The sequence below is a fragment of the Candidatus Dorea massiliensis AP6 genome (genome assembly GCF_964245105.1).
GTDB classification, from domain to species: domain Bacteria; phylum Bacillota; class Clostridia; order Lachnospirales; family Lachnospiraceae; genus Laedolimicola; species Laedolimicola intestinihominis.
In genome coordinates this window covers 83,461-95,480 of the sequence record NZ_CAXTKW010000012.1, presented here as the reverse complement: position 1 = coordinate 95,480, position 12,020 = coordinate 83,461, and the positions used below count along the sequence as shown (strand labels likewise).

General features: G+C 49.4%; 11 protein-coding genes and 1 tRNA gene. 5 read left to right on the top strand and 7 right to left on the bottom strand.

Going from position 1 to position 12,020, the window contains the following annotated elements:
- The first annotated feature begins 467 nt into the window (after positions 1-467).
- Genes ACESZP_RS13200 through ACESZP_RS13190 form a run of 3 tightly spaced genes read left to right on the top strand, consistent with a single transcriptional unit; the run spans position 468 to position 1,729 of the window.
- Positions 468-827: a PadR family transcriptional regulator gene (locus ACESZP_RS13200; RefSeq protein WP_015534245.1), complete on the top strand. Its 360-nt coding sequence runs from the start codon at positions 468-470 to the stop codon at positions 825-827.
- On the top strand, positions 824-1,282 hold the full coding sequence (locus ACESZP_RS13195; protein WP_499709212.1) for a DUF1700 domain-containing protein: 459 nt from the start codon (positions 824-826) through the stop codon (positions 1,280-1,282). The genes ACESZP_RS13200 and ACESZP_RS13195 overlap by 4 nt, the downstream gene beginning before the upstream one ends.
- A 3-nt stretch (positions 1,283-1,285) precedes the next feature.
- Complete coding sequence (locus ACESZP_RS13190; protein WP_015534247.1) at positions 1,286-1,729, top strand: hypothetical protein; 444 nt, start codon at positions 1,286-1,288, stop codon at positions 1,727-1,729.
- A 587-nt stretch (positions 1,730-2,316) separates the two neighbouring features.
- Here the strand turns inward: ACESZP_RS13190 and rlmD are convergent.
- The 6 genes from rlmD to ACESZP_RS13160 form a co-directional block, all read right to left on the bottom strand.
- Positions 2,317-3,981 carry a 23S rRNA (uracil(1939)-C(5))-methyltransferase RlmD gene (rlmD, locus tag ACESZP_RS13185; protein WP_499709211.1) on the bottom strand — a complete coding sequence of 555 codons (1,665 nt, stop codon included), beginning with the start codon at positions 3,979-3,981 and terminating at the stop codon, positions 2,317-2,319.
- A 101-nt stretch (positions 3,982-4,082) separates the two neighbouring features.
- On the bottom strand, positions 4,083-4,331 hold the full coding sequence (locus tag ACESZP_RS13180; RefSeq protein WP_499709210.1) for a DUF4366 domain-containing protein: 249 nt from the start codon (positions 4,329-4,331) through the stop codon (positions 4,083-4,085).
- Between the two features lie 99 nt (positions 4,332-4,430).
- Positions 4,431-6,662, bottom strand: coding sequence for a DNA helicase PcrA (gene pcrA, locus ACESZP_RS13175; protein WP_499709209.1), 2,232 nt, complete (start codon positions 6,660-6,662; stop codon positions 4,431-4,433).
- A gap of 39 nt (positions 6,663-6,701) precedes the next feature.
- Positions 6,702-7,682, bottom strand: coding sequence for an SPFH domain-containing protein (locus tag ACESZP_RS13170; protein WP_178040016.1), 981 nt, complete (start codon positions 7,680-7,682; stop codon positions 6,702-6,704).
- Positions 7,649-8,854 carry a TFIIB-type zinc ribbon-containing protein gene (locus ACESZP_RS13165; protein ID WP_499709208.1) on the bottom strand — a complete coding sequence of 402 codons (1,206 nt, stop codon included), beginning with the start codon at positions 8,852-8,854 and terminating at the stop codon, positions 7,649-7,651. Before ACESZP_RS13165 ends, ACESZP_RS13170 begins: the two co-directional genes overlap by 34 nt.
- Positions 8,855-8,867: 13 nt before the next feature.
- Positions 8,868-9,542: a PspA/IM30 family protein gene (locus ACESZP_RS13160; protein WP_178040018.1), complete on the bottom strand. Its 675-nt coding sequence runs from the start codon at positions 9,540-9,542 to the stop codon at positions 8,868-8,870.
- Between the two features lie 169 nt (positions 9,543-9,711).
- Here ACESZP_RS13160 and ACESZP_RS13155 point away from each other — a divergent pair, with 169 nt between their 5' ends.
- Positions 9,712-10,338, top strand: coding sequence for a DUF1836 domain-containing protein (locus ACESZP_RS13155; protein ID WP_349163428.1), 627 nt, complete (start codon positions 9,712-9,714; stop codon positions 10,336-10,338).
- A gap of 148 nt (positions 10,339-10,486) precedes the next feature.
- On the opposite strand, the gene ACESZP_RS13150 is transcribed toward ACESZP_RS13155, so the two are convergent.
- Positions 10,487-10,559, bottom strand: a tRNA-Thr gene (locus ACESZP_RS13150).
- A 200-nt stretch (positions 10,560-10,759) separates the two neighbouring features.
- Here ACESZP_RS13150 and ACESZP_RS13145 point away from each other — a divergent pair.
- Positions 10,760-11,851, top strand: a complete 1,092-nt coding sequence (locus tag ACESZP_RS13145) for a PucR family transcriptional regulator (protein WP_499709207.1) — start codon at positions 10,760-10,762, stop codon at positions 11,849-11,851.
- Positions 11,852-12,020: the final 169 nt, after the last annotated feature.

Here is a 12,020-nt window from a genome sequence, read left to right as displayed (position 1 = left end):
TTTTTCTGTCGCTTATGCTGCCCCGCAAGGGGGGCAACCTTTCCCGCCAGAACGCCGCAACTGTAGCCGCACTTTCCGGGGCGTGCTACAATTCCGGCTGCCATCTGCTCCATAAAGGTATAACACACTAGACTTTCCGAGGAAAGTCGTGTGCCACGAAACCGCCGGTTTCTTTGGATTCTTCCGGTCAAAGGGGAACTCTATCCCCTCTGAACACCCCAGACAAAGGAGAACTCTGTTCCCCTTTTGGAATCCCCTTGCCAATAGGGATGCTACCGCCCTATTGAATGATTTAGATAAAAAACAAAATAAAGCATAGTTCGCCAGCACACCGCTATTCTGTCATTACCTTACACAGACATCTTGTAACTTTTTCGTTAAGCCTATTGACTCTGATACTTCGGAAGAGATATAATATAGTTGCTACTTAGTGAACCTAAATAGCAAAGCTAAAGAGAGGCAACGATATGAATAACAAATATGTCCAGCAATTCAAAAAAGGCTCTCTGGAAATGATACTTTTATGCCTAATCGGACGCAAGGAAACTTATGGATATGAAATTATAACTGAATTGAACAATAGTGCGTCTGTTTTGGGATATGCGAAAGAGGGAACCATTTACCCCATTTTGTATCGTTTGCAGGAAGCAGAACTAATCAAATGCCGATTGGCTCCGGCTGCGGCAAATGGCGGCTCAAAAAAGTATTATTCTTTAACGGATAAAGGCAGGAATGTACTTGATGAACTAATCTTATTTTGGTCAAGCTATGAAAACTGCGTAAACGGCTTTATAGAAAGTTATCAACAAGCGAGGGTATCCAAATGAAAGAACAATATATCAAACAGGTTGAAAAGGAACTATCTTTACCACGCAAAATGAAAAAAGAGGTTGTACGTGACTTGAATGAAGTTTTTGCGTCTGCTATGGAGCATGGAGAAACAGAGCAGCAGATTATCCAGCGTTTGGGGACGCCAAAAGAATTTGCAGACAGCACCGCAGAACAGTTTGGCATTGATAACACCAAATCGAAAAAAAGGAACGGTATCATTTCTACTCTTGCTGCGCTTGTTATCGCGGCTGCTACCTTTTCGGTATATGTTGTTACACAATCAGGAAAAGTACCAGAAGGAGCAATCGGACAAGCCGACGCGACAACAAATATACAGATTGAGGGCGCGTTTGCCTTTGATATTTCGCAAATCCTTTTGGCTATTGGGTTTGCAGCAACAGCTATTGCTCTTTTGTTAATTATCCGAACCATACACAAAAACAGGAGGTAACCAATGAAGAAATATATTTCTGTATTCACAATCATGATTATGATTTTTTTGGCTGCGTGTTCTAATCAAAATACCTCATCTACACCGACAAGCAATGAGAACAATACGCAATCTAATAGTGTTACAAAATTGGACGAGGGTGTTTGGCCTGAGAATGAGTACACAGAGGGGCTTCCTGTTGCGCCTGGTACGGTTGCATGGGCTACACTTGATACAGAACATGAGAATTGTAATATCAACCTTACCGGTATTAGCGAAAACGACTATAACGAGTATATGGAGCTTTTGAACCAAGAAGGCTTTTCTGTAATTGAAAATGTGTCAGAGGAAATCGAGGGAGAAAACTATGTTTCTATCGGGACACTTTTATCAAACGACGAAAAGTGGTTAAGTATCAGCTACATACCCAATAGTCTAACTATCTACATTTCCTTTGACAATAACTGAAAGAGATCACGGAATAGCAAAGCCAGCCGAGCCAGTCAACGGTCAAGATGAACGGCGCAACGCCGCCGTTGACAGCCCCGCCCGCCTTTGCAGATAGGCAATCAAGGGGCGACAGCAAGGAGTGCTGCCGCCCACAGTATTATCAGAGAGGGAGAATTCTATGAGAAATCGGATTGTAAAAGTGACAGAAGTTGTAGTCAGAAGCGCTTTTTACATCATCTCAAACTATGTATTTGTTAGCATGGGACTATCATTTCATACTCAATGGATTTCAATTCTATTTTTGCTTTCAATGGTATGGTCTACTATTGATTACGGAAAGTCCATAAATGAAATAATCGAAAAAAAGGTAATTGCTGAAATACTATGTATATGTTGCATTGCACTGAGTATAGCGATGGCATATTTTGTGGGATATATTCAAGGAGCATTCGTTTCCCTCTGAAAATACAGGGCCACAACTTTCCGCTTAATATATCAGTATGGAACAAGTTATCAAAAAGTCATGAATGCTCGTAGCTCACCGGCCCGGCCAGCAAAAGCAGTAAATCTGAAATTGATTTACTGCTTTTTTGCTCAATAGACTCTTAAATCATCTGAAAATATTTCAACGCATCCCTGATCGCCGCTTCCTTCTCCGGCGGACATTTTGGCACTTTGGCATCTTCCTTCTTTGACAGGTTATAATTTTGCCCCACATCCAGCCCGCACTTGCGCTTTATCTGTGAGATGTACAGGGAAGATACCTTCAAACCGGTATGCTCCAACACATACGCCTTGATCTGTTCATAAGTCGCGCCCTTCTGGAAGCCGGACATATCCATATCTTCCAGCGAGAACTCCACCCGCACCTTCTTCGAGTCGATTTCTCCCTTGGAAAGCAAAACAACCGTCTCGACATTCCCCGTAAACGGGAACATATCCACGCCCACGCACTTCTCCACCCGGTAGCCTCTGCCCTGCAGAAGCTCCAGATCACGCGTCAGGCTGGTGGGCTTACAGCTGATATAGACAATCCGGTTTACGCCGAAATCAATGATCTTCTGCAACGCCTTGGGGTGAATTCCGTCCCGGGGCGGATCCAGCACAATGAGATCCGGCTTATCTGTCAGCTCATCGATAACCTTCAGCACATCGCCGGCGATAAAGGAACAGTTGGTCAGGCCGTTCAGCCGGGCATTCACTTTGGCGGCTTCTACAGCCTCCTCCACGATTTCCACGCCCACTACCTTTTTGGCCACCGGAGCCAGCATCTGGGCAATGGTGCCGGTGCCGCTGTACAGGTCGAAGATCACACGATCGTCCGTCTCTCCGATATAGCCCCGGGCAGTCTCATAGAGCAGCTCTGCTCCCAGGGAATTGGTCTGGAAGAAGGAGAAGGGGGAAATCTTAAACCGGAGCCCCAGAAGCTCCTCGTAGAAATAATCCCGTCCATACAGAAGCTCGGTTCGGTCATTCTGCACCACATCTGCCAGACTGTCATTATAGGTATGCAGGATACCCACAATCTCACCCTCCAGCGAAAGCGCGCGCAGCTCTTCCGCCCAGGACTCGTCCGCTGCCAGGGCGCTGTAATCGCCGCCGTCCTCTCCGAGGTGCTGGGTGGTGGTAATCAGATCGACCAGGATCTCCCCGGTATTCACCGCTTTACGCACCAGCAGATGGCGCAGATACCCGGTGTGGCGCAGTCTGTGATAGAAGGGTAACTTTTTCTTTTCAAAATGCTCCAGCACACAGCAGAGAATCTTCCGGAAATCCGCATCCACAATCTGACACTTGTCTGCCGTTACGATGTCGTAGAAGCTGCCTCTCTTGTGCATACCAAGAGCCAGCGGGCCGTCCTTTTCCTCATCGCCGAAGGAGAACTCCATCTTATTGCGGTACTCCAGCTGTCTCGGGCTGCCCTTAACGCCTTCAAATACATAGGGGGCTGTAATCGCGCCGTCCAGAAGTTCCTTAAGCTGCCCTTCTTTTAAGAGCCTCTGATCTTCGTAGGACAAATTCTGCCAGGTACATCCGCCGCAGTTTACAAAATGCGGACAGACCGACGTAATCTCATTGGCCGCAGGCTCCAGAATCTGAAGAAGCTGCCCTTCGCCTACACCTTTTCGCACCTTTTTAAGCCGAAACTGCACTTTCTGTCCCGGCAATGTGTTCTTCACCGCCACGCGGCGATCTTCCACGGTCACAATTCCTTTATTCGGAAACTCCGTCTTTTCGACGATTCCCTCGTAAATTTCACCTTTTTTCATAAACTTCCTCTTTCTGTCACAAAATCCAAAACAGAGAACCGAAAAAGAGTGTCTCAAAACATCTGTTCCGTCCTGAGACACTCTTCGCTCACTTCTTTTTCTTATTCTTCCTCGTCATCGAAGAAATCATCGTCAAACTCATCGTCATCGAAGTCATCTTCGAACTCATCCAGATAGGACGGTGCAAAGAAACGATATACTGCATAGGCGATTCCTGCCACTGCCGCTACCGCTCCGATCACTGCCAGAGTCCAGAGAACCGTGTTCTTGTTCTTCTCCTCGATCTCTTTCTTGTGAATCAGTTCATTTAATTTGGTTGCTGTCAGAAAATCTTCCATCTTATTATTCATCGTTCCTACATCCTTTCCGCAGACTGCCGCTTGTTTTAGATATTATATCATATTCCCTTTTAAAATACTATGGGTTCCGTCAAAAAAATGCGATTCCGGTCAATACACCTTCTGAAGCTTGGCAAAGGAGGCGAACAGCTTCTTCACACCCGCCACATCGAAGTTCACGCGCACCTCATAGTCCTTGGCGCCTTCGATAATCTCAAGCACCGTACCCTCGCCGAAACGGATATGCTTCACCCGGTCTCCCACGCTGTAGTCCAGATGGGACGCCTTGGTAGCCGCTACCATTTTGGACTGAATGGGCTTGGTCCGAAGACTTTTTCTGGCCTCCAGCATAGCCTGTCTGCGCTGGTTGATGCGCTGCTCCTTAGCCTCTTTTGCCCTCTGTCCCGGGCTTTCGGTCTTATTTTCCAGATACTCGTCCGGAATCTCCTTGACGAAGCGGGAAATCATATTGTACTGGACCTCCCCCCGTAGCATACGCTGTCTGGCCGCCGTCATGGTCAGCTCCTTCTTGGCGCGGGTGATACCCACATAACAGAGGCGACGCTCCTCTTCTATCTCCTCCTGGGGATTATCGGCCACAATGGACATGTAACTGGGGAACATTCCCTCCTCCATGCCGACCATATAGACATAGGGAAACTCCAGACCCTTGGCGCTGTGAAGCGTCATCAGCACCACATGATTGCTCTCCTCCTCCAGGTTATCGATATCAGCCACCAGAGCCACTTCCTCCAGGAAGCCGCTGAGGGACGGATTCTCCGCATTTTCATCATAATCCTTGACCTTGCTCATGAGTTCGTCGATATTCTCCAGACGGGCCTCCGACTCATCGGTGCCCTCCAGGATCAGCTCTCTGCGGTAACCGGTCTCCTCCAGAATAGTCTCCAGAAGCTCACTGACCTTCGCATGCTCCTGCTTGGCCCTGAGGGTCTGAATCAGCACTGTAAAAGGCAGCACCTTGGACGCGCCACGGCCAATGCCCGGAATCTGCTCCGCGTTCAGAAGGGCCTCATAAAAGCCCATATCGTTGGCCACGGCATATTCACCCACACGGCTTAAAGTTGTCGCGCCGATGCCCCGTTTGGGCACGTTGATGATGCGGCGCACGGCCACCTCGTCACGGCCATTGTCCACGGTCTTTAAGTAAGCCAGCAGATCCTTGATCTCCTTGCGGGCATAAAAATTGACGCCGCCGATGATCTTATAGGGGATATTTGCGTAAATCAGCTTTTCCTCAAAGAGGCGGGACTGGGCGTTGGTGCGGTAGAGGATCGCATGATCTTTATACTCTGCCTCCTCCTTCTGGATATGGCTGGTAATATTGCCAATGACATGCTCCGCCTCCTCAAAGGCATTCTGGAACTGCCGGAAGCGCACCGGCACGCCTGCACCGTTATCCGTCCACAGCCGCTTGTCCTTCCGACCCTGGTTATGGTGAATGACCTCGTTGGCCGCGTTCAGAATATTGCTGGTGGAACGGTAGTTCTGCTCCAGCTTGATGACCTTCGCGTCCGGAAATACCTGCTCAAAGTTCAGGATATTCATGATATTTGCGCCACGAAACCGGTAAATAGACTGATCGTCGTCACCCACCACACAGAGATTCTGATACTTTGCCGCCAACAGGCTTACCAGCTTAAACTGGGCTGTATTGGTATCCTGATACTCGTCCACCATGATATAGCGGAACCGCTCCTGATAAAAATCCAGCACATCCGGACAGTTCTGGAACAACTCCACAGTCTTCATAATCAGATCGTCGAAATCCAGCGCGTTATTCTTATGAAGCTGAGCCTGGTATTCCGCATAGACCCCGGCGATCTTCTGCTGATTCCAGTCGCTGCCCGCATCCAGCTGCATCTGCACCGGATTCATCAGCTCATCCTTTGCATGGGAAATAGCGCCGAGAAGCATCCTTTCTTTATAGATCTTCGTGTCGATCTGCAGCTTTTTGCAGACCTCCTTCATCACCGACTTCTGGTCATCTGTATCGTAGATGGAAAATGAGGTGTCATAGCCTAGCCGATCGATATAGCGCCGCAGAATCCGCACACAGGTGGAATGGAAGGTACTGACCCAGATACTGTCGCTGCCAAGGCCCACCAGCTTGTCTACGCGTTCCCGCATCTCCCCTGCCGCCTTATTGGTAAAGGTAATAGCCAGAATATTCCAGGGCGCAACACCCTGCTCTATCAGATATGCCACCCGGTGCGTCAGCACACGGGTCTTGCCGGAACCGGCTCCCGCCAAAATCAGAAGCGGTCCTTCGGTATGAAGCACCGCTTCTTTTTGTTCCGGGTTCAAAAGATCATAACTACTCATAACTCTCTTTATCTCCCTGTCTCGTTACATTCCGCCCTTTTATACCAGCTTCTGTCCGCAATTGGGGCAGAAATTCGCTCCATTGGTCTTCGTACCACAGTTGGGACAGAAATTCGGAGCTGTGCCGCCTGCTGCCGCGCCCTGATTCGGAACCGCGGTCTGCTGTGCGCCGCCGTTCATGGCCTGTGCCATCTGAGACGCCATCTGCTGGCCCATGGCCATTCCCATGGCCATACCAGCCATATCGGAAGCGGTTCCGCCGCCCTGACCTTTAGCCATCGCCTCGCCCATGGCTACCTGCTGGAAGCGTCCCACATCACCAATCATGCTCTGGGCCGCCGCCTTCTCAGCCATCTTCTGGACTTCCTCCGGATAGTTGAAGCTGGAAATCGCGAAGCTGGCAATGCTGATACCAATCTTACTCATCTCCATGTCCAAATCCTCCCGGATACCACGGCCAATGGCGTCCGCGTTGGCCTGAAGATTGAACATATCTTTGCCTTCCTTTGAAATCCATTTCATCAGAAGCTGATCCAGCATACCGATGATGCGCTCCCGCACATCCTCCACAGAATACTGCTGCTTGATGCCCGCTACCTTTTCAATCAGAGCGTCGTAATCGGATACCTTGCACGCGAAGGTACCGAAAGCCCGGATGGGCATACCGCCCGGAAGTCCCGGTGTCGGAATCAGTACCGGACTCTTGGTTCCCCATTTTACCAGCACCTCTTTGGTATTGATAAACAGCACTTCCGCCCGCAGGCCGCTGTTAAAACCGAACTTGAATCCCTTTAAGGTAGACAGGAACGGAATGATCGCCGATTCAATGTCGTAGCTTCCCTCGTCCCGGAAGATACCCTCTACCTTGCCGTTGTAGAGGAAAATCGCGTCCTGGCCCGGACGGATAATCAGCCGGCTTCCTTTCTTAATCTCCTTGTTGCTCCATTTCCAGAAGAGCATATCATCCCGGAATTCCTGCCATTCTACTACATTGGCAAACTGTCCGCTAAATAATCCCATGTCACTGCCTCCTCATTTTCTTCCTGCAGGGTTATCGGCCCCTCTGCCTGGCTGTCCGCCGTCAGAAGCACGCTCTCAGTCGGAACTGCGCGCATGCCGTAATAGCTGTCGTCACTACCGGTGCTGAACAGGTAAATCAGGAATATCACCGCCAGAATACCCAGAATAATCGCTATGATTTTCGCCGGGCTCTTCGGATAATCGCCCTCTACCCTGCCGCTCTGACCGTTGATCAGAACGTGATATTTCTTACCCTTATAGGTATATGCCGTAGCATAAACCGGAAGCATCACATGCTTGTAGGTCTCGTCGCTGTAGCTGGCGCGCACGCTCACGCCCCGCACTTCATCGTAACGGCGCAGCACATCCTGCCGGGCCATTTCTTCCAGATTAAACTCCATGTACTGTCTGGCGTCGCTGTGGGCGTCATCCAGATCCACGGTATAGACCTCCGCGTTATAACCCGAGAAATACTCCGGGGAATACGAGGCCACCTGCGTCAGACCGAAGCTTCCGACCCGGTCCAAGAGATTTCTTTTCAGGCTCTTTGACGCCGGAATCAGTACGTCGTCAAAAAAGTGCCGGATACTGCCGGAAGTGGGATACCAGTCCACTACCGTCTCCTGCACGGTCTTGCCATCCGGCCCCTTCCGTGTCACGGTACGTCTGCGCCCGCCCTGAGCCGTATAGCGGGCGTCTGCCTTCGCATCAAAGGTCCAGTAGGGCAGATAGATGCCCTGAAGCTTCTCCTGCTGATACAGGTGCTTCAGCTCGCCCGGAGCCATCCAGCGGCCCTTCAGCCATTTTCGGAACAGCTCGCCCACCCGGTTTCGGTCTATCTGGAAGGGCAGTACGCCGTCGGGAATGATGGCGTCTTCCTGCTTGTCGGCCAACACATACTTGGAACCGCAATAGGGACAGCTGGTAGCCGTACTGTTGGCCGCCACCTCAATTTTCGCGCCGCAGCCCTTACAGATCATGGTCTGGCTCTTTTTCTCCGACGCTGTGATAGTCTGCATGGCGTGACGGGTCAGACTGTGCTCTACAATCTTTTTCTTATCATTTTTTATCTTTATCTCTGTGCCGCAGTTGGGGCATTTGAGACTCTGAGAGGCGGCGTCAAATTCCATAACGCCGCCACAGTTTTCACAGTAGTAAATTTTGTTATCCATCGATGTTCCCAGCTTATAATCCCATCTTTGCCTTCAGCGCTGCCAGCTCGTCATCCACATCGGATGCTGTGCTGTCATATTTCTTGGTCAGATCGTCGATGCTTCCCTCTTTCTTATTGAGCTCAGACATGGCGTTGGCCTCATCCAGCATCTTGTCCGCCTTGGCTTCCATCTTCTCAAATGCTGCGATGGCGTCGCCTGCGCCCGCTACGCTGGAACCGATCTTGTTCAGCTTCTCCTGGGTCTTCGCTACTGCCACCTTGGTCTTAATCGCATCGCGCTTGGACTCCAGGGTCTCCATATCCTTCACCAGCTTATCATGCATCTCCTTCATCTGAACCGCGTTGGCTGCCGCTGCCTCATAGGACTTCTGAAGGCTCTCCTGCTTCTTCGTCAGATCCGCTTTTTTCTCCAGGAACTGGCGCGCGTCGCCCTCATTGCCTGCCAGAAGGGCTTTCTCCGCGTACTTCTGCATCTTCTCCACTTCTGCGCCGCACTCGTCCAGTTCTCTCTTGGCCTTGGTCTCAGCCGCCATCACAGCCGCTGTCTCAGCTTTCACTTTTCCCAGGTCACTTTCAACCTCACGCAGATACTGATCGATCATTTTCTCCGGATCCTCTGCCTTGTCCAGCAGCGCATTGATGTTCGCTGACATGATGTCCCCAAATCTTTTTAAAATGTTAGCCATTTTATCCTCCTTCTGCAGAAACTGAAAGTTTGTCTGCCCCTTAATGGTTTCTATTATATTACAATTTTCGTCTCCTGTCATTCCTTTTCTGCATCTTAAAAAAACTTTAAATATTTACCTCTTGTCATATAGTTTTGAATACTATATAATAGGTTCCGAGGTGATACCTATGACAATAGACAGTCAAAATCTCCTGGAGAGCATTCTGGAAAGTCTGGATCGGATCGACTATATCCATCCGGAAGACATCCCGGGCATCGATCTTTACATGGATCAGGTGACGACCTTTATGGACAGCCAGTTAAAGAGCTCCAAACGGTATGAAGATGACAAGATTCTGACGAAGACCATGATTAACAACTACGCCAAGAACCGTCTGCTTCCCCCGCCCGAGAAGAAGAAATATTCCAAAGAGCACATGCTGCTCCTGATTTTTATCTATTATTTTAAAAATATTCTCTCTATCAGCGATATTCAGAACCTGCTGACGCCGCTGACGGACAAGTACTTCCATACAGACCATGCGTTTCAGCTGGACCGCATCTACGACGAGGTCTTCTGCCTGGAAAAAGAACAGCTTGAGGATCTCAAAAAGGATCTGGTTCAGAAATATCAGGTTTCCGAGCAGACCTTTCCCGACGCGTCCGACGAGGATAAGCAGTTCCTGCAGCTCTTCTCCTTCATCTGTCTGCTGAGTTTCGACGTCTATATGAAAAAGGCCGTGATCGAACGGCTGGTAGATCAGCTGCCGAAGCCGGATCCGAAGCATGACAAAAAGAAAAAAGAAACAACCTGATAAAAGCAGAAAACAAAAGAGAACTTCCAATCGCATTGGTGATTCCGGAGTTCTCTTTTTTCGTCCGTCGCGTACCAAACCGTACCGCTTTTCAAAAACAAAAAAACGGAAAACCTTCATCTTAAAGGTTTTCCGTTTTTTTTCGACAAGCTGCTGACGGGAATCGGACCCGTGACCTCCGCACTACCAATGCGACGCTCTACCGACTGAGCCACAGCAGCGTTTTTAATGTCTTGCGCAACGCGCTAGATTATAGTACCATCACTTTCAGGTAATGTCAAGCGTTAAAATGAAATTTTTTCAAAAAATTTTATTTCGGTATTTTTCGGGCAGTTTTTGGTCATTTTGACGAAAAAGATCTTTCCAGATATCAAAGAGGCATGTTATAATCGAACCAATGAAACCATGGAGGTGTATTAATATGATTTCCCATCAGGTGATACAGTCAAGTCTGGAAGAGCTGCGCGGTATAACAAGAATTGATCTCTGCGTACTGGAGACAGACGGAAGCCAGGTCGCATCCACCTTCGACGCATCCGGCATAACCCCGGAAATGACCCGGAGCTTCGCCCAGTCTCCGGCAGAAGGGCAGAATCTTCAGGGATGTCATTTCTTTAAAGTATATGATGAAGGCATTCTCGCATACATCCTGCTTGCAAAAGGCAGCGGCGACGACGCATACATGATAGGCAAAGTGGCAGTCAGCGAGCTTCAGAACCTGATTGTAGCCTATAAGGAACGCTACGATCGCAATAACTTTATCCAGAACCTGCTTCTGGACAACCTATTGCTGGTAGATATCTACAGCCAGGCCAAAAAGCTCCACATCCAGACCGAAGCCATGCGTGTAGTTTATCTGATCGAGACCCGCGACGAAAAGGACGTCATGGCACTGGAAGCTGTGCGAAGCGTCTTCGCACCCAAGTCCCAGGATATTATAACTGCCGTAGATCAGAAAAATATCGTCGTTGTAAAATCCGTCGGCGAAGAGGACACTTATGACACACTGGATGAAATAGCCGTAATGCTGGCCGGTATGCTGAATACCGACGAAGACAGTTCCCGCATCCGCGTCGCCTACGGAACCATGGTCAGTCAGATCCGCGACCTGTCCAAATCCTACAAAGAAGCGAAAATGGCTCTGGAAGTGGGTAAAATTTTCTACCCGGAAGCCACGGTAAACGCCTACCACACCCTGGGCATCGGCCGTCTGATCTATCAGCTTCCCCAGCCCCTGTGCGAAATGTTCATGCAGGAAGTATTCCATGAGAATACACCGGACACCTTCGATGAAGAAACCCTGTCCACCATCGAAAAATTCTTTGAAAACAACCTGAACGTCTCCGAGACCGCCCGCCAGCTTTTCGTCCATCGCAACACCCTGGTATACCGTCTTGAAAAACTCCAGAAAACCACCGGCCTGGACATCCGCGTCTTCGAAGACGCCCTGACCTTCAAGATTGCGCTCATGGTAGCGAGCTACATGAAGTATCTGGAAAAAGAACAGCTCTAAGCCATAGTTCTAACTCTATGCGTATTCGATACGCATTTAATACACATTCGATATGCACTCTACACGTACTCGATGTACAGAAAAACGGCTCCACAGCCGTACAGAAACTTTCCTAAGGAGGGGCTATCTGTCCCCGAGCGTGGAAAATTTCTGTACGGCTGTGGAGCCG

Bases quoted from the DNA above. Each gene is read 5' to 3' on its own strand.
- ACESZP_RS13200 (WP_015534245.1), top strand. From the start codon at position 468: ATGAATAACAAATATGTCCAGCAATTCAAAAAAGGCTCTCTGGAAATG.
- ACESZP_RS13195 (WP_499709212.1), top strand. From the start codon at position 824: ATGAAAGAACAATATATCAAACAGGTTGAAAAGGAACTATCTTTACCA.
- ACESZP_RS13190 (WP_015534247.1), top strand. From the start codon at position 1,286: ATGAAGAAATATATTTCTGTATTCACAATCATGATTATGATTTTTTTG.
- rlmD (WP_499709211.1), bottom strand. From the start codon at position 3,981: ATGAAAAAAGGTGAAATTTACGAGGGAATCGTCGAAAAGACGGAGTTT.
- ACESZP_RS13180 (WP_499709210.1), bottom strand. From the start codon at position 4,331: ATGAATAATAAGATGGAAGATTTTCTGACAGCAACCAAATTAAATGAA.
- pcrA (WP_499709209.1), bottom strand. From the start codon at position 6,662: ATGAGTAGTTATGATCTTTTGAACCCGGAACAAAAAGAAGCGGTGCTT.
- ACESZP_RS13170 (WP_178040016.1), bottom strand. From the start codon at position 7,682: ATGGGATTATTTAGCGGACAGTTTGCCAATGTAGTAGAATGGCAGGAA.
- ACESZP_RS13165 (WP_499709208.1), bottom strand. From the start codon at position 8,854: ATGGATAACAAAATTTACTACTGTGAAAACTGTGGCGGCGTTATGGAA.
- ACESZP_RS13160 (WP_178040018.1), bottom strand. From the start codon at position 9,542: ATGGCTAACATTTTAAAAAGATTTGGGGACATCATGTCAGCGAACATC.
- ACESZP_RS13155 (WP_349163428.1), top strand. From the start codon at position 9,712: ATGACAATAGACAGTCAAAATCTCCTGGAGAGCATTCTGGAAAGTCTG.
- ACESZP_RS13145 (WP_499709207.1), top strand. From the start codon at position 10,760: ATGATTTCCCATCAGGTGATACAGTCAAGTCTGGAAGAGCTGCGCGGT.